The organism is Streptomyces hyaluromycini (genome assembly GCF_002217755.1).
GTDB classification, from domain to species: Bacteria; Actinomycetota; Actinomycetes; order Streptomycetales; family Streptomycetaceae; genus Streptomyces; species Streptomyces hyaluromycini.
Genome location: NZ_BCFL01000016.1, coordinates 859,925 through 880,389, shown reverse-complemented (window position 1 = coordinate 880,389; position 20,465 = coordinate 859,925). Strand labels below are relative to the sequence as shown.

17 protein-coding genes are annotated in these 20,465 nt (G+C 69.3%); 9 read left to right on the top strand and 8 right to left on the bottom strand.

Features of this window, described 5'->3' with window-relative positions; all coding sequences use genetic code 11:
* Positions 1 to 41: 41 nt before the first annotated feature.
* The 7 genes from SSP29_RS04000 to hemA form a co-directional block, all read right to left on the bottom strand.
* A complete protein-coding gene (locus SSP29_RS04000) occupies positions 42 to 2,012 on the bottom strand; it encodes an ABC transporter ATP-binding protein (protein ID WP_089099041.1) in 1,971 nt (656 codons plus the stop codon).
* Positions 2,012 to 3,745 carry an ABC transporter ATP-binding protein gene (locus SSP29_RS03995; RefSeq protein WP_089099040.1) on the bottom strand — a complete coding sequence of 578 codons (1,734 nt, stop codon included), beginning with the start codon at positions 3,743 to 3,745 and terminating at the stop codon, positions 2,012 to 2,014. Before SSP29_RS03995 ends, SSP29_RS04000 begins: the two co-directional genes overlap by 1 nt.
* Positions 3,739 to 4,272 carry a MarR family winged helix-turn-helix transcriptional regulator gene (locus SSP29_RS03990; RefSeq protein WP_089099039.1) on the bottom strand — a complete coding sequence of 178 codons (534 nt, stop codon included), beginning with the start codon at positions 4,270 to 4,272 and terminating at the stop codon, positions 3,739 to 3,741. Before SSP29_RS03990 ends, SSP29_RS03995 begins: the two co-directional genes overlap by 7 nt.
* Positions 4,273 to 4,341: 69 nt before the next feature.
* A complete protein-coding gene (locus tag SSP29_RS03985; protein ID WP_089099038.1) occupies positions 4,342 to 4,560 on the bottom strand; it encodes a DUF6059 family protein in 219 nt (72 codons plus the stop codon).
* Positions 4,557 to 6,053, bottom strand: a complete 1,497-nt coding sequence (locus tag SSP29_RS03980; RefSeq protein ID WP_167449845.1) for an AfsR/SARP family transcriptional regulator — start codon at positions 6,051 to 6,053, stop codon at positions 4,557 to 4,559. Before SSP29_RS03980 ends, SSP29_RS03985 begins: the two co-directional genes overlap by 4 nt.
* A 14-nt stretch (positions 6,054 to 6,067) precedes the next feature.
* Entirely contained in the window at positions 6,068 to 7,669 is a 1,602-nt protein-coding gene (locus tag SSP29_RS03975) for a class I adenylate-forming enzyme family protein (protein WP_167449844.1), read from the bottom strand.
* Between the two features lie 190 nt (positions 7,670 to 7,859).
* Positions 7,860 to 9,077 (bottom strand): 5-aminolevulinate synthase, encoded by a 1,218-nt coding sequence (gene hemA / locus SSP29_RS03970; RefSeq protein ID WP_089099035.1) that lies wholly within the window; start codon positions 9,075 to 9,077, stop codon positions 7,860 to 7,862.
* A 267-nt stretch (positions 9,078 to 9,344) separates the two neighbouring features.
* Between hemA and SSP29_RS03965 the strand changes: the two genes are divergently transcribed.
* The 7 genes from SSP29_RS03965 (at position 9,345) to SSP29_RS03930 (ending at position 17,001) form a co-directional block, all read left to right on the top strand.
* Positions 9,345 to 10,892 carry a long-chain-fatty-acid--CoA ligase gene (locus SSP29_RS03965; RefSeq protein WP_089099034.1) on the top strand — a complete coding sequence of 516 codons (1,548 nt, stop codon included), beginning with the start codon at positions 9,345 to 9,347 and terminating at the stop codon, positions 10,890 to 10,892.
* Between the two features lie 134 nt (positions 10,893 to 11,026).
* Positions 11,027 to 11,578: a class I SAM-dependent methyltransferase gene (locus SSP29_RS03960; protein WP_167449843.1), complete on the top strand. Its 552-nt coding sequence runs from the start codon at positions 11,027 to 11,029 to the stop codon at positions 11,576 to 11,578.
* Positions 11,579 to 11,836: 258 nt separating this feature from the next.
* Positions 11,837 to 12,205, top strand: coding sequence for a hypothetical protein (locus SSP29_RS03950; RefSeq protein WP_089099031.1), 369 nt, complete (start codon positions 11,837 to 11,839; stop codon positions 12,203 to 12,205).
* Positions 12,202 to 13,635: an FAD-binding oxidoreductase gene (locus tag SSP29_RS03945; RefSeq protein WP_089099030.1), complete on the top strand. Its 1,434-nt coding sequence runs from the start codon at positions 12,202 to 12,204 to the stop codon at positions 13,633 to 13,635. The genes SSP29_RS03950 and SSP29_RS03945 overlap by 4 nt, the downstream gene beginning before the upstream one ends.
* Positions 13,632 to 14,405: an SDR family NAD(P)-dependent oxidoreductase gene (locus tag SSP29_RS03940; protein ID WP_089099029.1), complete on the top strand. Its 774-nt coding sequence runs from the start codon at positions 13,632 to 13,634 to the stop codon at positions 14,403 to 14,405. The genes SSP29_RS03945 and SSP29_RS03940 overlap by 4 nt, the downstream gene beginning before the upstream one ends.
* The gene (locus SSP29_RS03935) at positions 14,405 to 15,382 is read left to right on the top strand and encodes a GNAT family N-acetyltransferase (RefSeq protein WP_089099028.1); all 978 of its coding nucleotides are present in this window, start codon (positions 14,405 to 14,407) and stop codon (positions 15,380 to 15,382) included. The genes SSP29_RS03940 and SSP29_RS03935 overlap by 1 nt, the downstream gene beginning before the upstream one ends.
* On the top strand, positions 15,379 to 17,001 hold the full coding sequence (locus tag SSP29_RS03930; protein ID WP_089099027.1) for an FAD-dependent monooxygenase: 1,623 nt from the start codon (positions 15,379 to 15,381) through the stop codon (positions 16,999 to 17,001). Before SSP29_RS03935 ends, SSP29_RS03930 begins: the two co-directional genes overlap by 4 nt.
* Positions 17,002 to 17,048: 47 nt before the next feature.
* On the opposite strand, the gene SSP29_RS03925 is transcribed toward SSP29_RS03930, so the two are convergent.
* On the bottom strand, positions 17,049 to 17,543 hold the full coding sequence (locus SSP29_RS03925) for a MarR family winged helix-turn-helix transcriptional regulator (RefSeq protein WP_089099026.1): 495 nt from the start codon (positions 17,541 to 17,543) through the stop codon (positions 17,049 to 17,051).
* Positions 17,544 to 17,646: 103 nt separating this feature from the next.
* Between SSP29_RS03925 and SSP29_RS03920 the strand changes: the two genes are divergently transcribed.
* Positions 17,647 to 19,152, top strand: a complete 1,506-nt coding sequence (locus SSP29_RS03920) for an FAD-dependent monooxygenase (protein ID WP_089099025.1) — start codon at positions 17,647 to 17,649, stop codon at positions 19,150 to 19,152.
* A 149-nt stretch (positions 19,153 to 19,301) separates the two neighbouring features.
* The gene (locus SSP29_RS03915; protein ID WP_167449842.1) at positions 19,302 to 20,279 is read left to right on the top strand and encodes a quinone oxidoreductase family protein; all 978 of its coding nucleotides are present in this window, start codon (positions 19,302 to 19,304) and stop codon (positions 20,277 to 20,279) included.
* The last annotated feature ends 186 nt before the right edge of the window (positions 20,280 to 20,465 follow it).

Here is a 20,465-nt window from a genome sequence, read left to right as displayed (position 1 = left end):
GGCCGTGGTCCCGTGGTCCGTCCGGGTCCGCGTGGGAGCCGTCAGTCGACCTCCGCGAGTGCCTGGCTGAACTGTGCCGCGTACAGGCGGGCGTAGGCGCCACGGGCGGCCAGCAGTTCGGTGTGGCTGCCCTGCTCCACGATCCTGCCGGAATCCATCACCAGGATCACGTCGGCGTCCCGGATGGTGGAGAGCCGGTGGGCGATGACGAAGCTGGTCCTGCCCTGGCGTAATGAGTGCATGGCGTTCTGGATCAGGAGCTCGGTGCGAGTGTCCACCGAGCTGGTCGCCTCGTCGAGGATCAGGACGGCCGGATCCGAGAGGAAGGCTCGGGCGATGGTGATCAGCTGCTTCTCACCGACGCTGACACTGTTCGTACCCTCGCCCAGAACGGTGTCGTAGCCATCCGGGAGAGTACGCACGAAGTGGTCGACATGGGTGGCCATGGCTGCCTCGACGACCTGCTCGTGAGTCGGGTCCGTTCCCCCGTAGGCGATGTTCTCCGCGATTGTCCCGCCGAACAGCCAGGTGTCCTGGAGCACCATGCCGAAGTTCGAGCGCAGGTCGTCCCGGGACATGGTGGCGATGTCCACCCCGTCCAGGGTGATGCGTCCCGCGGTGACCTCGTAGAACCGCATGAGCAGGTTGACCAGAGTGGTCTTGCCCGCCCCGGTGGGGCCGACGATGGCTACCGTCCGGCCTGGTTCGACCGCGAGCGAGAGGTCCTCGATCAGCGGAGTCTCAGGTGTGTAGCCGAAGCTGACGCTCTCGAACCGGATGCGTCCGTCCACCCGATCCGGGCGCGCGGGTGCGGCCGGATCGGGAGCCAGCTCGGGTTCGTCGAGGAAGGCGAAGACGCGTTCGGCGGAGGCGACGCCGGACTGGATCACGCCGGCCATGCTCGCCATCTGGGTGAGGGGAGCGCTGAACTGGCGGGAGTACTGCATGAAGGCCTGCACGTCGCCGATGGACAGACCGCCGGCGGCGATGCGCAGACCGCCCAGCACGGCGATCAGCACGTAGTTGAGGTTGCCGATGAAGAGCATCGCGGGCTGCATCGTCCCGGAGACGAACTGGGCCTTGGCACTCACCGCGTAGAGGGCGTCGTTGTGCTCCTTGAAGGTGACAGCCGCCTCCTTCTGCCGCCCGAAGACCTTCACCAGGTCATGGCCCGTGTACATCTCCTCGACGTGACCGTTGAGCCGGCCGGTGATGGCCCACTGCTGGGCGAACCTGCCCTGGGCCCGTTTGCCGATCACGGCGGCGACGTAGATGGAGACCGGTACCGTGACCGCGGCGACCAGCGCGAGCAACGGAGAGATCAGGCACATCACGGTCAGCACACCGACGACCGTGAGAACGGAGTTCACGATCTGGCTGAAGGTCTGCTGCAACGTCTGGCTGACGTTGTCGATGTCGTTGGTGACACGGCTCAGCACCTCGCCGTGCGGCTGTCGGTCGAAGTAGCCGAGCGGCAGCCGTGACAGCTTCGACTGGGCGAACTCTCGCAGGCGGAAGGTCGACCGCTGCACGATGACCGCGGTGAGACGCCCCTGGACGAGGATCAGCAGGGCGCTGACGCCGTACATGACCGCCGCGAGAAGGAGGACGCCGCCGACCCGGTCGAAGTCGATGCCCGCCCCGGGCACGGCGTGCATGGAGGCGATGGCGTCGGCCTGCGCGTCGTCGCCCTGTGCGCGCAGGGCACGGATGGCTTCCGCGGTGGTCGTACCGGAGGGCAGGTGGCTGCTGACGACTCCGGAGAAGACGACGTCCGTGGCGTGGCCGAGGATCTTCGTGCCGATCACCGAGAGGGCGACGCTGATGGTGCACACGGCGAGCGTGGCGGTCATCAGCGCTCGTTCGGGACGGAGCACGGCGAGCAGCCGGCGGCCGGTGCCCCAGAAGTCGTCGGCCGGCCGGGACCGGCCGCGGCCGTGGCCACCGGATCCGCCGGGCCGGGGGGTGCTCTCCCGCGCGGGGGGCCGACCGGAGGTTGGGGGACTGCTCATCAGACGGACTCGCTCTCGGTGAACTGGGACGACACGATCTCCTGGTAGACCGGGTTGCCGCCGAGCAACTCGGCGTGGGTGCCGGTGCCGACGACGCGCCCCTCGTCGAGGATGACGATGCGGTCGGCGTCCCGGATGGTGCTGATGCGCTGAGCGACCAGCACGATCGCGGAGTCGGCCGTCTCCCGGGCCAGTGCTGCGCGCAGGGCGGCGTCGGTGGAGGCGTCGAGTGCGGAGAAGGAGTCGTCGAAGAGGTAGATACGGGGACGGTGGACCAGAGCGCGGGCGATGGCGAGTCGCTGGCGCTGGCCCCCGGAGACATTGGTGCCGCCCTGGGAGATCTCCGACTGAAGCCCGTCGGGCATGCCCTCGACGAACGCGCGGGCCTGCGCGGTCTCCAGGGCGTGCCACAGTTCCTCGTCCGTGGCGTCGGGTTTGCCGTAGCGGAGATTGGAGGCGACGGTGCCCGAGAAGAGGTACGGCCGTTGCGGGACAAGGCCGATCGTGGACGAGACGGAGTCGGGGCCGAGCGTGCGGACATCCAGTCCGTCGATGCGTACGCAGCCGGCGGTGGCATCGATCAGCCGGGGGACCAGACGCAGCAGCGTGCTCTTGCCGCTGCCGGTGCGCCCGATGACGGCGGTGGTCTCGCCGGGGCGGGCGATCAGGTCGATGCCGCTGAGCACCGGCTGTTCGGCGCCGGGGAAGCGGAACTCCACGTCGGTGAGCTCCAGTTCGCCACGGGGGGTGGCAGGCGCGACGGGTTGCGCCGGCGGTGTGACGCTGGTTTCCGTGCCGAGCACCTCGACGATACGTTCCGCGCAGACCTCGGCTCTGGGGATCGTCATCAGCATGAAGGTCGCCTGGACCACCGACATCAGGATCAGCACCAGATAGGTGAGGAAAGCGGTCAGGGACCCGACCTGCATGTCCCCGGAGGCGATGCGGTGTCCGCCGAACCACAGGACGGCCACGGACGAGCCGTTCATCACCACCAGGACCGTCGGATACATCACCGCCATCAGCCGGCCGACCCGCAGGTTCACCTCGGACACCTCGGTGTTGACCTCTTCGAAGCGCCGGCGCTCCCGCAGGTCGCGGACGAAGGCCCGGATCACCCTGGCTCCGGTGATCTGCTCCCGCAGTACGCCGGTGACCCGGTCGATACGGCTCTGCATGAGGCGGAACTGCGGGTTCAGCCTGCTGACGATCACGGCGATGGCGGCGGCCAGGATCGGGACGGCGATGAGCAGGACGACCGAGCTGGCGGCGTCCTGCCGCAGCGCCAGCACGATGCCGCCCAGGCAGGTGAAGGGCGCCACGACCATGAGTGTGAGCGTCATGAGTACGACGGTCTGCACCTGCTGCACGTCGTTGGTGGTACGGGTGATCAGCGACGAGGCGCCGAACCGATCAAGTTCTCGGGCGGAGAACGTCTGCACGTGGTCGAAGACCTCCGCCCGTACGTCGCGCCCGATGGCCATGGCGACGGTGGCGCCGAAGTACACGGCGACCAGGGAACAGGCGATCTGGAGGAACGCCACGGCGACCATGAAGCCGCCGGTGCGGAGAATGTACGGGGTGTCTCCCGCCACCACACCCTTGTTGATCAGGTCGGCGTTCAGAGTGGGCAGGTAGAGGGCCGCCGCCGACTGCGCCAACTGCAGTACCAGGATGGCGGCGAGGGCTTTGCGATGGGGAGGCAGATGGGCTCGTAAGACCCTGATCAGCACGATGGGGCTCCGGAAGTGTGGCGGCCGGTGTCGGCCGAAGTCGGTGGCACGAGGCCGAGTTCGGTGGAGAAGCGCTCCACTGCGGTACGCAGGAAGCGGCGGACGACCGGCTCGTCGGCCGGGTCGACGTGGTCGAAGAACCCCTCGAAGACACGGGACAACTCGGCGTCGGACACCGACAGGCGCTGCCGCCCGGCTTCGGTCAGATGGAGCCGGACCACTCTTCGGTCGACCTCCGAGCGGCGCCGCTCGATCAGCCCGTCCTTCTCCAGGGTGTCGACGACGCCGGTCAGGGTGGAAGCCGCGACCATGGTCGCGGCAGCGATCTCCTTCGATGTCTGGCCGTCCGCCTCGCCGAGCCGGCGAAGGACGTTGAACGCGGTCCATCCGATCCCCAGGCGCTCGTTCAGCAGCCGAACCCAGGTGCTGCCGGACAGCCGTGCCGCAAGTGCGAACAGCTGTCCGATGGGTGCGTCGCCGCCGAGGGGCTGAGGGGCCTCCGGCTCTGATCCCTCAATATACTTCATGGCCTCATGATTAGGTACCGAAATATATTGGGTCAAGTGGGTACCGTGCGGCCCGTCGGCGTCCTGCGGTCAGACCTCGGGCCTGCCTCCATTCGTGAACTCCCTGAGGAGGAGCAGCTCCAGCTCGCTCAGAGGCTCATCGGGGACCAGACGTTCGGGGCCGCCGGGCGGCGGGGCACCGAGAAGGTATCCGCCTACGGACAGCGCACAGACACCTGTTTGCATGGCGCCGTACGCGACCAGGCTCTGCCAGAGCGAACGGGCACAACGGCGCAGGAAGGTCTTCATGCCTGCCGACCCTTTCGTGGCACCGGCCGGAGCGGATCCTCGCCCGGCGGATCCAGAGTGAACGTGGTGGTGTGGGGCAGACCGTCGCCCCAGCCGGTCCGGTGTTCCAGGAAGTCGGGCTGGGCGGTGACGACGACCAGGAGCGGAACCTCGCCGGCCGTACGCACGGTGCTGTCGATGAAGCCCAACAGCGTGTCGTCAGCCCGGTGCAGGTCTTCGAAGACTGTGATCAGCGGGCGCACCGCAGATGCCTGTCGCAGCACGCTCCGCCAGGCGATGAAGGCCTCGTCCACGTGTGCGCCCGGACGCGCATGGACGCCTGCCACGAGAGGGTCCAGGGTTTTCAGCGTGTTCGCCAGTACGGTGAGGCCGACCGGCCGTTCGTGGCCGCGGGGCGGCATCCGGCCGACAACACACCGCACCGCTCCCTCGTCCTGGCGGACGGCATTTCGGAGGCGGGCGACCAGCCGGCTCTTCCCCGCGTGCGGACGGCCCAGGACGGTGACGAGGTGCGGCTGCCGCCGACGCCGTACGAGATCCAGCACGCCGAGCAGCATGCCGAGTTCCGGATCGGTGCGTACGGGGCGGCTCCCGGACCGTCCTGCGGTCGTCGGCCTGAGCGAAGACGGTCCCCTCCCGCCGCCCCCGGCCGTCACCGCGATCGTTCCTGGCGCCGACGGAGCCAGGGCTCGATCGTGGTTCAGGATGGCCCGCTCCAACTCCCGCAGACCGTGGCCCGGCTCAAGTCCCAGCCCTTCGAGCAGGGCGGCACGGTGCCGGTGGTAGACGCGCAGGGCGTCGACCTGCCGGCCGCAGTGATACAGCGCGCGCATCAGCAGGCCGCACATCCGCTCCCGCAAGGGGTCCTGGTCGACCGCCGCCTGTAGTTCTCCCACGACCTCGTGATGGCGACGGCAGGCCAGTTCCGCCTCGTAGCAGTCCTCGCGCGTGGCCATCCGCTCACTGTGCAGACCGGCCAGCTCCGCCCAGGCGACGCCGGACTCGGCAAGATCCTCCAGCGCCGGGCCCCGCCACATCGCGAGGGCCTCTCGCAACAGCCGTGCCGCGCTGCCGAACGAGCCGACCGACAGTTGTGTCCGGCCCCGGGCGGCGGCTCGTCGGAATGAGACGAGATCCAGGCATCCGGGATCCAGCCGCAGAGTGTATCCGGGGCCGCGGCTCACCAGGGCCGTGGCGTCGGCGTGCACTTCGTACTGCCTGAGGGTGCCACGCAGCCCGGAGACCGCGTTCTGCAGCATCTTGCGCGCCGTGCGGGGTGCTTCGGCCGGCCACAACGCCGTCACCAGATCACGGGTGGTGACGGCGTGGTTGGCATGCAGGAGCAGGAATCCCAGGGTGGCGCGTTGCGTGAATCCGCGTACGGGCAGGATGCGCTCGCCGCTCACGACCTCCAGCGGGCCCAGTATCCGGAACCCGACCGCGTGCTCACCTGCGGTGGGTGGACATACGGTGCGTGCCAGCAGTCCGTCCACGGGGGCACTCCTCGTCAGTCGGCGTCGGGAGCGGCGGACCGCTCGGCCAGGGACCGCAGCTGCCGGCGGTCCACCTTCCCGGAGACGGCCAGTGGCAGTTCGGCGTGGAAAGTGATCCGAGCCGGAACGTGCAGTGGTGTGAGTACGGAGGCCACGTGGCGGCGCAGTTGCTCCGCGGTGCACCCGGCCCCTGGCCGCAGAGCCACGTCCGCGTGCACGTGCTCCAGCTCGTCCGAGTCCCGTACGCCGTACACGACGGCGTTCGCGACGCCCTCGTGGGAAGCCAGTGCCTTCTCCACCGTCGCGGGGTGGATCTTGGTCGCGCGGGACTTGATCACGTCGCTGAGCCGCCCGGTGAGGTGCAAATAGCCCTTGGCGTCCAGATGACCGAGGTCACCGGTACGCAGCCAGCCGTGCCGCAGCGTTCTCGCGGTCAGAGCGGGATCGCCGACGTAGCCGGACATCATGTTCGGGGATTTCATCCACACCTCGCCGGTGCGCCCCGGAGGCAGTTCCTGCTCGGTCTCCGGATCGCGGACGCTCAGGTCGACCTCGGGGAACGGGCGGCCCACCGTGGACAGCAACTCCGGGCTGTGGTGGTCCCGCGGGCCGAGCAACGTGATTCTCCCGCCCTCGCTCGTACCGTAGTTCTGCATCAGGGCGTCGCCGAAGAACCGGACGGCCTGGGCGAGGCGTTCCGGCGAGGCGGGGCAGCCGCCGTACATGAGCTGGCGCAGCGAGGAGACGTCGGTGTCCGCGAGCGCGTGGTGGTCGAGCAGGGCGTACAGCTGGGGCACCGCCATATAGGTGCCGGTGATCCGCTCAGCCTCGATCGCCCGGATGGTCTGTCCCGGTTCGAAACGCTCGTGCAGTACGACGGTGCCGCCGGCGGCGAGCACGATGTCCAGGATCACGCCGACGGCGTGGCTGACCGGGGTGACGACCAGGAACGTGACTTTCCCCGCGTTCCGAAGCGCTGGGTAGGCGGACAGCACCGTGCTGTTCCAGCCGGTGAACGACTGGCGGATGCCTTTCGGCCGGCCGGTGCTGCCGCTGGTGTAGGTCACGACTGCGAGGTCGGGCTCGTGTGCCGGAGCCGGTCGGTCCGCGGGGACGTCCGCCGCGGTGAGAGTGGGGATCCCCGCCCCGCACTCGCCGAAGCCGGCCAGGCGGACCGGAGGGGACAACAGGTTTGCCGCGGCCTGCCCGGTCCGGGCGTTCGCGGGGTCGACCACCAGCAGGTCTGCGCCCGTCTCGCGGAGGATCTCCGCCTGGTCGGCGGCCGGCAGGGCGGGGGCCTGTGGTCCGGGGTTCGTCGAGCGCACGTACACGACTGTCGCGCCGAGCAGGTGCGCGGCGTAGCGAGCGGTCAGTGCCAGGGGGCTGTTGGCCTCCGTCAGCACGCCGACCGTGGTGCCCGGGCCCACGCCCAGCCGGCGCAGGCCCTCCGTCGCGAGGCCGATGTCCCGGTGGAGGCCGCGTGCGGAGACCGATGTGCCGCGCCAGCGCAACGCCGTGTCGTCCCCGCGGAGCCACAGGCTCCTGAGGATGGCCTGCACGTAGTGGGTCGTATCGCGCTCCGGCTCTCCGGTGGACACGGGAATGAGTGCTGCCACGGTGATCCAATCTCGGGAGGGTGGGACGGGCCCGAATCGGGTGATGGGCATCGCGGACGGCCCATGGTGTCCGGCGGCTCTCGAGATTCGATGGGGAAGGGCTGGTGGGGTGATGCCGGCCGGACTGGCCGGGACCTGCGCAACTGCGGTCCCGGCCGGCCCCGTTCGGGGGCGGCGGCGCGTCGAGGTGCTATTCCTGGACGCGGGCGATCTCCAGCTCGCGCCAGATCTGGTCCAGGACCTCCACGAATTTCTGCACGTCGCTGAGTGTGTGCACGGCGGCCGGCGCGACCCGCAGGATCTCCTGGCCGGTCCGCACGCTGGGAGCGTTGATCGCCTGCACGTAGATGCCATGGCGATCGAGGAGCAGCCGGGAGGCCTGCTTGCTGGTCGCGTCGTCACCGATGAACACCGACACGATGTGGGAACCGTCGGAGAGGAAGGGGATGCCCCGTTCGGTGAGCAGACGGTGGAGCAGGCGGGCGTTCTTCGCGAGGGCGTCACGTTCCCGTTCCGATGCCCTGAGGTGCCGGACCGCGGCGAGCGCACCCGCGGCGACGGCCGGCGGCAGGGACGTGGTGAAGATGAACGAGCGGGAGAAGGCGCGGATGGCGTCGACGAGCGGCGTCGGCCCGGCGATGTATCCCCCCGCGGTGCCGAACCCCTTTGCCAGAGTTCCCATGATGACGGTGAAGTCGTCGGCGATCCCCTCGCGCGCCGCGATACCGGCGCCCTGGGGGCCGTACATTCCCACGGCGTGCACCTCGTCGAGGAACGTGGTCGCCTTGTACCGCTTCGCGATGTCGCTGATCTCGGCGAGCGGCGCCACGTCGCCCGACATCGAGTAGACCGATTCGAGGACGATCATCTTGGGTCGTTCGGGGTCGGCGGCCGACAGCAGTTCCGCCAGATGTGCCGGATCGCTGTGGCGGAAGATGCGCTTCTCCGCACCACTGTGCCGAAGGCCATCGATGATGGAGGCATGATTGAGCTCGTCCGAGAAGACCAGGCAATCCTTCATCCGGCCGGCGAGAACCGACAGTGAGCCGTCGTTGGCAGTGTATCCGGATGTGAAGAGCAGGGCGTCTTCCTTGCCGTGCAGATCTGCCAGTTCCTTTTCCAGCAGCACGTGGTAGTGGTTGGTACCGCCGATGTTCCGTGAACCGCCGGAGCCGGCGCCGAATTCGTCGACGGCACGCTTCACCGCTTCCAGTACGTCCGGGTGCTGTCCCATACCCAGGTAGTCGTTGCTGCACCAGACGCTGATGTCGGAGGTGTCTTCAGTGCCCCTGTTCCAGGTGCGGGCACTCGGGAACCTTCCTGCCCTGCGGCCTATCTCAAGGAACTCCCTTTTCCTTTCGGCTATTTCTTCGATCTGCTCCGAGAAGAGGTCAAGATGCTGCGGCACGGTGATGACTCGCTTTCTGTCGAGTGAGTACCTTCGCGGCTTGCACGGACCTCAATGACGGTAGAGAGATGCTGTGCGGCCTGTAAAGGCGGATGTTCCGCTGCGCGTCCAGTGCCGGGTAACCCGTCGTCCATCGTGCTTTCCCGGCCCGATTACCGGGCAATTGACGGCCGACTGAACATTCCGCTCAACAGAATCCGGATATGCATGCCATGCTCATGGGCCTCGGTCGTGCATGCTCTTAAAATTTCCCGCGCGGAGGTCAACATGTCCCTCTCAGTGGCTGCCATCCTCGCCGAATCCGCTCTGCGCCGCCCGGATCATCCGGCGCTCGTCTTCGGCGCCGCCCGCATCACCTACCGGGAACTGTGGGGCGGGGCAGCACGGTATGCGGCGGTCCTGCGCGAACACGGGATCGGCCCCGGCGACCGGATCGCGTTGCTGCTGCCCAACACGCCTCATTTCCCGATGGTCTACTTCGGCGCGCTCGCCCGCGGAGCGACGGTGGTCCCCGTGCACGCCCTGCTGCGCGCGGACGAGATCGCCTACGTGCTGCGGGACTCGGCGGCCAAGGTCCTGGTGTGCGCGGCGCCGTTGCTGCCGGAGGGCGGTCCCGCCGCGCGTTCGGCGGGAGTCCCGCTGCTGACGGTGATGGCGGAGGAGGACGACGCGGCCCCGCGTCTTGATGTGCTCGCCGAGCGTGCCGTTCCAGTCGAGCGCCCCGTTCCGTGCGAGCCCGGCGACGTGGCGGTGGTCCTCTACACCTCCGGCACCACGGGACGTCCCAAGGGCGCGATGCTCACGCACCTGAACATCACCATGAACGTGGACACGACTATGCTGTCGCCCTTCGATCTCCGTGCCGACGACGTCCTGCTCGGTGCGCTGCCCCTGTTCCACACCTTCGGTCAGATCTGCGGCATGAACACGTGCTTCCGTGCCGGCGCGACGCTGGTTCTCATGCCGAGGTTCGACGGGCGACAGGCCCTGGAACTCATGGTGCGCGAGCAGTGCACCGTCTTCATGGGCGTCCCGACCATGTACACGGCGTTGCTGGAAGCCGCCGAGACCAGCCCGGCCCGGCCTCCCCTCGACCGTGTCTTCTCCGGCGGCTCGCCCCTGCCGGTCGTGCTCCTGGAGAAGGTCGAGGAAACGTTCGGGTGCCCCGTCTACGAGGGGTACGGGCTGACCGAGACCTCACCGGTGGTCGCCTACAACCAGAAGGCGTGGCCGTGCAAACCGGGCACGGTGGGCCGGCCGATCTGGGGTGTCGAGGTCGGCATCGCGCGTGCCGACGTCGAGGGCAGGATCGAACTTCTTCCCGACGGGGACCTGGGGGAGATCGTCATACGCGGCCACAACGTGATGGCCGGCTACCTCAACCGGCCGGAGGCCACCGCCGAGGTACTGGTCGACGGCTGGTTCCGCTCCGGCGACCTCGGCAGGAAGGACGCCGACGGCTGTCTGGTGGTGGTCGACCGCAAGAAGGACATGGTGCTGCGGGGCGGCTACAACGTGTACCCGCGCGAGGTGGAGGAGGTACTGGTCCGCCATCCGGCCATCGCGCAGGTCGCGGTCATCGGTGTTCCGGACGAGGCGCACGGTGAGGAAGTGTGCGCCGTGGTGGTGGCACGAGGAGGCGTCCGCACGGACACGGAGCTCGCCGGGCGGATCGTGGCGTGGAGCAGGAGTCGTCTGGGCGCGCACAAGTACCCGCGCCGGGTGGAGTTCGTAGAAGGCTTCCCCCTCGGCCCGAGCGGCAAGGTCCTCAAACGCGAGCTGGCCCTCCGCTTCGGCGGTTCCCGGGCCGCCTGACCCGAGGCTTCTGGAGGCGGGCTCGATACCAGGTGGTGGGAGCGTCCACGGCGGTCGTCCGCGCGCGAAGGCCTGGGAGCCTCGGTGTCGGAACAGCCACTCGTCGAATGCACTCAGACACGGGGAGCGTAGTCATGCTGCCAATCACGCCGGTTCCCTCCTCCCACCTGCTCGGGAACGCATCGCGCTCCCGGGCCGCCGGTACCAGCACCCTGCTGTCCCAGCTCCTCCTGGCCACGGGGGCCACGAACGTGGCGGAGTGCGGATCCGCCGAGGGGGACCTCACGGTCCGGATCGCCCAGACCCTGAGCGCCAACGGCCGTGGGCAGGTGATCGGTTGCGAAGCCGACCGACAGCGGGCCGGGCGGGCCCGAGGCACGCTGGAACGAGTGGGACTGACGGCGTACGGCCGTGTGGTGCCGGGCGTGCCCGGGGATCTGCTGGCCGCCGTCGAGGGCCCCGTCGATCTGCTGGTGCTCGGGGGTGAACCCAGCCAGTTCCTGCCCGCGCTCCGTCTGTTCGAGCCCCGGCTGCTGCCGGGTGCGGTGATCGTGACCCGCACCGGCGCGGCCGGTGCGGAGGACGCCGCGGGCCTTCTGGTCCGCCTTCGTGCCGCTGACAGCGGCTACGTCTCTCTCCCTCTGACGCTCGACGGCGGTCTGGAGCTGTCCGTCCGTGTGGACTGACCTTTCACCATCGCAGAAAGCGGGGTACGTGCGGATGACATCCGAACAGCAGGCGACCACGCCCGGGACACGGCTGCGGGTCGCCGAAATCGAGTGCCTCTACGGCGCGATGCTCGACTGCCTTACGCCGCCACCGGCGGAGTGGCCCGACAGGACCGCGGATCACGATTCTTTCAGACTCGCTCGAGCAGTCCTCCAGATCGTGACCGCACCGTGGTCCCCGCAGCAGGCCTTCTGAAGATTCCGAGGAGAGTTGTCATGAGCGATGCTTGGCTCGTCGGTACCTGGAACACCCAGCTCGACGACGACGGCAGGGCCGTCCCGGGGCTCGTCACCTTCTCCGCCGACGGTGGGGTCGTGTCCGTTCAGGCGAACACCAAGAGCGTGGGCCTGGGCGCGTGGCGGTCCACGGGGCCCAACACCTTCGCGTACGAGTTCCGCATCCTCGCCGTGAACGACGAGGGACAGCATGTGGGGCAGGCCCACGTCAGGGTGGAAGGGGAGTTCGTTTCCGCTTCCAGCTGGCACGGCACCGGAGGCGCCGAATTCCACGACCCGCAGGGCACCAGGCTTCGTGGTCACTCCGGCTCGAAGGTCACTGCCGACAAACTCGGTGCCTCCGAATGAGGCTGCGAGAACGCCTCAGCGGCGATCTGATCCTCCCCGGCGACCCCGGCTACCCGCTGGCCCGTCAGGTACAGAACACAGAGTACGACGCGATCCTTCCGGCAGCCGTCGCGTACTGCGAGACCCCGGAGGACGTCAGCGCGTGCGTACGACACGCCGCAGAGAACGGACTGCGCACACATGTGCGCAGCGGTGGGCACAGTTTCAACGGCTGGTCCACCGGGACCGGACTGGTGATCGACGTCTCCCGGATGCACCTGGTGGCCGCCGACGGTCCGACGGTGCGGCTGGGAGCCGGCACGCAGTCACTCGACGCGCTGGACGCCCTGAAAGAGCGGGGACGCCAGATCGTGACAGGCACCTTTCCCACGGTCGGCGCCGCCGGCTTCCTCACCGGTGGTGGCATCGGCTGGCAGACCAGGAAGTTCGGGGTCGGCAGCGATCGTATGGTCTCCGCCCGGGTGGTGCTGGCCGACGGCACGGCCGTGCGCTGCTCCGCGGATGAACACCCCGATCTTTTCTGGGCGTTGCGGGGCGGCGGAGGCGGCACCTTCGGGATCGTCACCGAGATCGAGGTACGGCCGATCGACGCGCCGCTCCTCATCGGCTACGAGACGCTCTGGGCGTACGACGACGCGGTCCAGGTCCTCGCGGCCTGGCAGGCCTGGTGCGTCGAGGGTGCCGACGAGCTCGGCTCGTCCCTGGTCGTTCTGCCCGGCATGTTCGGTCCGGGCGGCAGGCCGGTGGTCCGGATCTGGGGCGTCCACCTGGGGCCGGCCGAGGTCCTCGAACGAGCGCTTGACGAGCTCACCGAGCGGGCCGGCAGCAAGCCGATGAGCCGGACCGTGGGCACCCGCGGGCCGTACGCCGACGTGCTGCACGAGGCGATGTGCGGCTCCAAGACCGTCGCCCAGTGCCACCGTACGGGAACCGGTCCCGAGGCGGAGGGCCATCGGCATCCCTGGACCCGGCAGAGCTACCGCCTCACCTCACGGGCCGTCACCGAGTCCGAGGCGACGTCCCTCCTTGCGGCCTGGAACCCGGAATCGGATCAGGAACGGTATCTGCTGTGCATCGCCGTCGGCGGCGCCGCGAACCGGGTGGACGCCACGGAGACGGCGTACGCGCACCGCACCGCACAGTTCCTCACGGGCTATCAGCTCGCGTGCCGGGACCCCGAGCCGGCCCCCGGCACCGTTGCCGAGTTCACGGCCTGGGCCGACCGCTGCGCCGCTGCCCTCGCCCCGCTCGCCTGCGGCTCCTACATCAATTTCCCCAGTTCACGGGTGACACCGGGCTGGGAGGCGGACTACTACGGTGCGAACCACGACCGGCTGTCCCGGGTGAAGAGGACCTATGACCCGGAGGACTTCTTCCGGCACGGGCAGAGCATCGGCAGTCTGCCACTCACCACGGAGGCGCGCTCATGAAGACCGATCTACGCGACAAAGTGGTGCTGGTCACGGGGGCGTCCTCGGGTATCGGACGCGCCACCGCCGTGGCGTACGGTGCCGAGGGCGCGCGCGTCGCCGTCACGTACCACACCGGAGAGGAGCGCGCGCAGGAGACGGCCCGGCTGGTGGCCGAGGCGGGCGGCACTCCGCTGGTCCTGCGCTACGACCTTGCCGACGAACGGTCCGTCCGCGACGCGGTGTCCCGGATCGCCGAGGAATGGGGCCGGATCGATGTCCTCGTGGCGAATGCCGTCGTGTGGAGCGAGGCGATCCCCCGTCCCGGCAGACCGGTTCCACGCTTCGAGGACATCCCGCCCAAGCAGTGGCAGGAGGTGCTGCGGACCTCGGTCGACGCCGTGTTCCACACGATCCAGGCTGTGCTGCCCCTGATGCGCGGGTGTCCCTGGGGCCGCATCGTGATGATCGGCGCGGGGCTGGCGGACACGGGCAAGTCCGGTGCCGGCGCGTACGGGGCGGCCAAGTCGGCGCTGTACGGGCTGACACGCAGCCTCGCCTGGGAGCTGGGTCCGGAGGGCATTCTCGTCAACATGGTCGTCCCCGGGCAGACGCTCACCGAGACGGTACTCGCCAACGTCCCCGCCTCCTTCCCGGAGGAGAAGGGCAGGTCCCTGCCGTCGGGGCGGATGTCGCTGCCGGAGGACGTGGCGAACGCCGTGGTCTTCCTGGGCTCCGCGGCGAACGGGAACACCCATGGGGAGACCCTCCGGGTCACCGGGGGTGCCTGATGGACGTACGCGCTCTGGACGGGGACGCCCCGGCCACGATCGCCGTACTGCTTCCCGGGTTCCGGGAGACCATGCGGCGTGAGCTTCCCGCCGATCCTCCGGTGACCGCGGAACTGCTCGCGCGCCTGCTCCAACGCCGGCACGGTGCCGACCGCATCCTGCTGGTCGCCTTCGACGGGGCGGAGCCCGCTGGAATCGTCAAGCTCGGCCTCGACCTGGCGGATCCTGACGGTCCCGGGCATGGCTCCCTGTGGGTCTTCCCGGGCTTCCGGCGCCGGGGGTACGGCCGGGCACTCGTGGATGCCGCTCTGGCTGCCCTGCGAGAGCGTGGACGTGGTCCGCTCCTGGTGGACGCCCCACAAGGAAAGGCGGCAGACGGCTTCGCCGCCCTCGTGGGCGCGCGGTGCACGGCGGTGAACGCGCGCAACCGGCTGGTGCTGCGGGGACCCGCGCACGCGGCGCTCGGGGCCGCCGCCGCCCGGCCGGTTCCCGGTCACGGGTTGAGGCGCTGGGCGGGCCGTTGCCCCGACGACCTGGTCGACTCCTACGCCCGCACCTGGGGAGCGCTCGACGCCCGGGTGAACGGGCAGGCCAAGGTGCGTGAACCGACCGTCGAGGACGTACGTGCCAGGGAGGCCGAGGCAGAACGGGCGGGACACCGGCAGTACGTCACGGCGGCCGTCCGCACCGACGGTGACGTCGTGGCCTACAGCACCCTCTACGTGCGGGCCAGCCCGATGGCCGACACGGGGGAGACCTTCGTGGTGCCGGACCTGCGCCGACGTTCGCTGGCCACCTGGGTCAAGGCCGACCTCCTGCTCACGGCCGCCCGCGAGAACGCTCACCTGGCCGTGGTCCAGGCCTTCAACGAGACCACCAACGCCGCCGTCATCGCGCTCAACCGAAGGCTCGGTTTCAAGGCCGACTCCCACTGGGCGACCTATGCGCTCGCAGACCTGGAAGGATCTCCGCGATGAGTTCCAGCGACACCTCCGTGCTGATCGTGGGTGGCAGCCTGGTCGGGTTGTCCACCGCGCTGTTCCTCACCCACCACGGCATCGCGTGCACCATGGTCGAACGCCATCCGGGCACGTCGATCCACCCCCGTGCGGTCGGCTACTACCCGCGTACCGGTGAGCTGTTGCGCCAGGCCGGTGCGGAGGAGGCGGCCAAGCGGGCCGCATCGGGGTTCGAGAACCACCGGACGCGTGCCGGAGTGGAATCGCTCGCCGGTGAAGTGCTTTTCAGCCGTGAGGAGTTGGCGGGTGCGGACGATCTGGGTGACGTCACCCCGGCGCGATTGCTGTTGCTTCCGCAGGACCGGCTGGAACCCGTGTTGCGTGCTCGTGCCGAGGAGCTCGGCGCCCGCCTCCTGTTCGGCACCGAACTTCTCTCGTTCGAGGAGGACCCCGAGGGCGTCACAGCGGTGCTCGGCGCTGCCGACGGCACCTCCCGTACGGTGCGCAGCGACTTCCTGGTGGCCTGTGACGGCCCGGACAGCATGGTGCGCGAGACCCTCAAGGTGCCCCGGCACGGCCGCGGCGTGCTCTCCCGGCATGTGAGCATCGCCTTCGGCGCCGACCTGAAACAGGTGCTCGGGGACCGTCGTTACAGCGTTGTCCACGTCAAGAACCCACAGGTCACCGGGATCCTGGTGCATGACGACACGCTCACCGGCGGGACCCTGATCGTCGGCCGCGACGCGGAGCACGAGGAAGGTCTCGACACCTTCACCGACGCTCGCTGTGCCGAGCTGGTAAGCGCGGCCGTCGGTGCGCCGGGAGTCGAAGTGACGATCCGCTCCCGCTTTCCCTGGGACATGGCCGAGCAGATCGCCGAGGGGTACGTGCACGGGAGGGTGCTGCTGGCCGGCGACGCGGCCCATGTCATCCCGCCGACCGGTGGATACGGCGCCAACACGGGCATCGCCGATGCGCACAACCTGGCCTGGAAGCTCGCGCTGGTGCTCCAGGGCTCGGCGGGTACGGCCCTCCTGGACACCTACGACGCAGAGCGCAGGCCCGTGGGCGAGTACACGGCACAGCAGGCGTCGCTCCAGCTGGCCGTGCGCTCGGGAACCGCCACCCCGGAACAGCGCGCCGAGCTGGTCGACGAGCTCACGGTGACGATGGGACAGTCCTATCGATCCACCGCAATCGTCCCCGAGGCGGGGCACGAGCAGTGCCCGGACCCGTGCGATCCCCGTACCCTGCGAGGCGCCCCGGGCACGCGTGCGCCGTACGTGATACTCGAAGGCCGAGGCGGCCCGGTTTCCACGCTCGACCTGTTCGGAGAGGGCTTCGTCCTGCTGGCCGGTGAACGCGGCACGCCCTGGGCCGTGGCCGCAACGGCCGGTGCGCGGCGGTGGGACGCCGACGTCACCGCCTGGCGAGTGGTCGCGGAGAGAGCGGACGAGGCGGGAGTCCTCAAGGATCCGGAGGGGCTCTGGGCCGACCGGTACGGAGTGGGAGCCGAGGGCGCCGTGCTCGTCCGGCCCGACGGGTACGTGGCCTGGAGGTCGGACGGCGCCGAGCCCGCCGGCGACGAGACCGGGGTGCTGACGGAGGTACTGCGCGCCGTACTGGCGCGAATCTGACGGACGCGGGTCCCGCGCGGGTCACCGGGGCCCGCCCTCGTGCGCTGCTATCCGGATTCCGTGCCGTGCGGCAGGTGCGCCAGGGCGTCCACGTACTTGATCAGCAGGCGGGCGAACTCCAGCCGCTCCCCTTCCGGCCACGCTCGGGTGATGTGCTCGTACGCCGCTCTTTGGTGGCGGCGGAAGCCCGCGAGCATCTCCTTGCCGAGGTCGGTGAGTTGCAGGATCGTGCGACGGCCGTCGAGCTGCGAGGCCGCGCGGGCCAGATAGCCCGCAGAGATGCAGTCGGACACCATGCGGCTGGCCACCGAAGGGTCCACGGCCAGCCGCTCACCGATCACACCCACGGTGACTTCCTGTCCGTCAGGGCTCGGCCCCTCCTCCACGAGCCCCAGTACCAGGGTCCTGCTGAGGTCTTTGCGGGACAGCGGCCGCTGTGCGTTGAGCGCGGCGGCGCGCCGCAGCCGGGAGAAGGCCGGGCCAACGGCATCGAGCAACTCGGCGGCAGCCGGCGGCGAGGGCGAGGGGTCCATGGAAGACATCCTAGGCGAGCTCTTTGAACCTCGTCTGCATATGCGTAACGATAAGCAATTGCATGCCAATGTGCATATGATTCTCATGTCCCCCTCCCAGAAAGGCTGATCCATGACATCCGACCAGGACTTCGACGTGCTCATCGTCGGCGGTGGTCCGGTGGGTATGCTCCTCGCCGCCGAACTGCGGCTCGCGGGAGTTCGCCCGGTTGTCCTCGAACGGCTGCCGGAGCGCTCGCCGCATTCCAAGGCGTTCGGGCTGCACGCCCGCTCACTGGAGTCGCTCGACCGGCGCGGTCTGCTCGCCCGGTTCCGTGACGGAGCCCGTTCCTGGAACAACGGACACTTCGCCGGGCTGGACGAGTGGGTGGACTTCTCTCTGCTCGACAGCAGGCACGGCTATGCGCTGCTGTCCGAGCAGACGCGGACCGAGCGGCTTCTCGAGGAACACGCCCGTGGCCGTGGTGCCGAGATACGCCGCGGGCACGAGGTCACGGCGGTGCGCCAGGACGCGGACGGCGTCGTGGCCGACATCGTCGCCCCCGGGGGTGCCTACACGCTGCGCGCCGCATACGCCGTGGGCTGCGACGGCGGACGCAGCCTGGTTCGGCGAGCCGCCGGCATCGGATTTCCGGGTACCGGAGGGCGGGTCACCGCCCGGCTCGGTGACGTCGTGCTGGCCGATCCGGAGCACGCCCCGATGGGGATGGAGCGCACCGGGCGGGGGCTGCTGTTCTGCGTGCGTCTGGACGACACGTACCACCGTGTCGCCACCTTTGACTTCGAGCGGGGAAAGAACCCCGACGACGACCTCGACCTGGAGGAGCTGAGCGCCAGCCTGCGGGAGATCTGGGGCGACGACCTGGGCGCGCACTCTCCGCGCTGGCTGTCCTGGTTCACCGACTCGGCCTGCCAGGCCGAGCGGTACCGGGAAGGACGGATCCTCCTCGCGGGCGACGCCGCGCACACCCACTTCCCGGTCGGTGGGCAAGGGGTCAATCTCGGTCTCCAGGACGCCTTCAACCTCGGCTGGAAGCTCGCCGCCGAGATCCACGGCTGGGCCCCGGAAGGGCTCCTCGACAGTTACGACCGGGAACGCCAGGTGCCCGCGCGCAAGGTCCTGGAGAACACCCGCGCACAGATCGCGCTGATGAACCCCGATCCCTACGTCACCGACCTGCGCCTCCTCTTCACCGATCTCATGCGCAGGGAACAGGTCAACCGCCACCTCGCCGAGATGCTGAGCGGCGTCACCGTCAGGTATCCCGTCGAGGGACCCGGGCACCGACTTCTCGGTGACTTCGCCCGGGACCTCGACCTTCGGACGGGCGACGGCAAGTGCACCCTCCCGGAACTGCTGCACGAGGGCGCGGGCGTGCTGCTCGATCTCGACGGGACCGGCCGGATCGGGGAGGCGTTCGAGGAGTGGGGTGGGTCGGTCTCGGCGCCGGCCCGGGTGCGTCATGTGCGGGCCGAGTGCGATGAGGAGCCGGACCTGGCGGGCCTGCTGGTGCGCCCTGATGGCTATGTGGCGTGGGCCGCGGACCGTGCTGCGTCCGACGGCGAGGTCGGCGACGGGCTCCGGGCCGCGCTCCGGGCCTGGTTCGGGACGGTCTGAGAGCCGCCGCAGATACGAGTGGTGACCGCCTGCAAACATGTGTATGCTTGCAGACAAGTGCTTGAAAGCATATAAATGTAACCCGCATGTCGGGCGGAGTCCCAGGCTGTGACCCGGGACTCGAGAGACCTCCTGAGTTGGGAGAAATCATGCGTATCGTCCGCCACGACGAGCACGGGGCTCCGGCAGTGCTGCGCGTCGAAGAGGTGGAGAAGCCGCAGCCCGGTCCGGGCGAGGTGCTGATCCGCGCGGAAGCCATCGGAGTGACATTCGCCGAGGTCCAGCGCCGTCGGGGAATTCCGATCGGCGGTCATGCGGATCTGCCGGGATCTCCGGGTGGTGACGTGGCCGGCGTCGTCGAGGCGGTCGGCGAGGGCGTCACCAACGTCATGGTGGGAGACCGTGTGGTCGCCGATGTGGACCGAGGCGCCTACGCCGACTATGTCGTCGCGGACAGTGCCTGGCTCATCGCCCTGCCCGAGGCCATCGACGCGGCCGAGGCCACGCTGCTGCCCAGCCCCGCCCAGACCGCCTACCACGCGATCAAGGAGTCCGGTCAGCTCAAGCCGGGCGAGACCATTCTGATCGACGCCGCGTCCGGCGGGGTAGGGCACCTCGCGGTGCAGATCGCCAAGGTCATGGGTGCGGGCAAGGTCATCGCGACGGCCAGCACTCAGGCCAAGCTGGACTTCGTGCGCGACCTCGGAGCCGATGTCACCATCAACTACACCGACGACGACTGGGACGAGCAGGTCAAGGCCGCGACCGACGGTCGGGGCGCCGATGTCGTCCTGGAGACCGTGGGCGGGGACATCCTGACCAAGAGCGTCCAGCTCACCGCCCAGTTCGGGCGGTTGGTCTTCTACGGCTCGGCCAGCGGAACCATGCAGCCGATCCACCCGCTGGCCCTCAGCCGGATGAAGACCGTCGCCGGATTCGCCCTGTACGCGATGCTGTACAACCGTCCGGAGGCCATCGCGGCCGGACAGCGCGATCTGTTCGACATGATCCTCAGCGGCAAGGTCCGACCGGTCGTGCACGAGCGCCTCGCCCTCACGGACGCCGTGAAGGCGCACGAGCTGATGGAGGCCCGGGCGCACATCGGCAAGATCGTTCTGGTTCCCTGACCCGTACGAGCTGCGGCCGACCGTCGTAATCCCCCGAGGCGGTCGGCCGCTTCGTCATGCCCGAACCGGATACCGGGCGGATCCGCGCCGTGCCCGGGCCGGCCGGGCGCACGGCTTCAGAACTCTTCGAGCCCTCCTCGAACCCTGCCGACCATGGTGTTCACACAGCAACACCCCGGACGTCGA

Excerpts from the sequence above, each read along its gene's own strand:
- SSP29_RS04000 (WP_089099041.1), bottom strand. The coding sequence starts at position 2,012 with ATGAGCAGTCCCCCAACCTCCGGTCGGCCCCCCGCGCGGGAGAGCACC.
- SSP29_RS03990 (WP_089099039.1), bottom strand. The coding sequence starts at position 4,272 with ATGAAGTATATTGAGGGATCAGAGCCGGAGGCCCCTCAGCCCCTCGGC.
- SSP29_RS03985 (WP_089099038.1), bottom strand. The coding sequence starts at position 4,560 with ATGAAGACCTTCCTGCGCCGTTGTGCCCGTTCGCTCTGGCAGAGCCTG.
- SSP29_RS03965 (WP_089099034.1), top strand. The coding sequence starts at position 9,345 with ATGTCCCTCTCAGTGGCTGCCATCCTCGCCGAATCCGCTCTGCGCCGC.
- SSP29_RS03960 (WP_167449843.1), top strand. The coding sequence starts at position 11,027 with ATGCTGCCAATCACGCCGGTTCCCTCCTCCCACCTGCTCGGGAACGCA.
- SSP29_RS03950 (WP_089099031.1), top strand. The coding sequence starts at position 11,837 with ATGAGCGATGCTTGGCTCGTCGGTACCTGGAACACCCAGCTCGACGAC.
- SSP29_RS03945 (WP_089099030.1), top strand. The coding sequence starts at position 12,202 with ATGAGGCTGCGAGAACGCCTCAGCGGCGATCTGATCCTCCCCGGCGAC.
- SSP29_RS03940 (WP_089099029.1), top strand. The coding sequence starts at position 13,632 with ATGAAGACCGATCTACGCGACAAAGTGGTGCTGGTCACGGGGGCGTCC.
- SSP29_RS03935 (WP_089099028.1), top strand. The coding sequence starts at position 14,405 with ATGGACGTACGCGCTCTGGACGGGGACGCCCCGGCCACGATCGCCGTA.
- SSP29_RS03930 (WP_089099027.1), top strand. The coding sequence starts at position 15,379 with ATGAGTTCCAGCGACACCTCCGTGCTGATCGTGGGTGGCAGCCTGGTC.
- SSP29_RS03925 (WP_089099026.1), bottom strand. The coding sequence starts at position 17,543 with ATGTCTTCCATGGACCCCTCGCCCTCGCCGCCGGCTGCCGCCGAGTTG.
- SSP29_RS03920 (WP_089099025.1), top strand. The coding sequence starts at position 17,647 with ATGACATCCGACCAGGACTTCGACGTGCTCATCGTCGGCGGTGGTCCG.
- SSP29_RS03915 (WP_167449842.1), top strand. The coding sequence starts at position 19,302 with ATGCGTATCGTCCGCCACGACGAGCACGGGGCTCCGGCAGTGCTGCGC.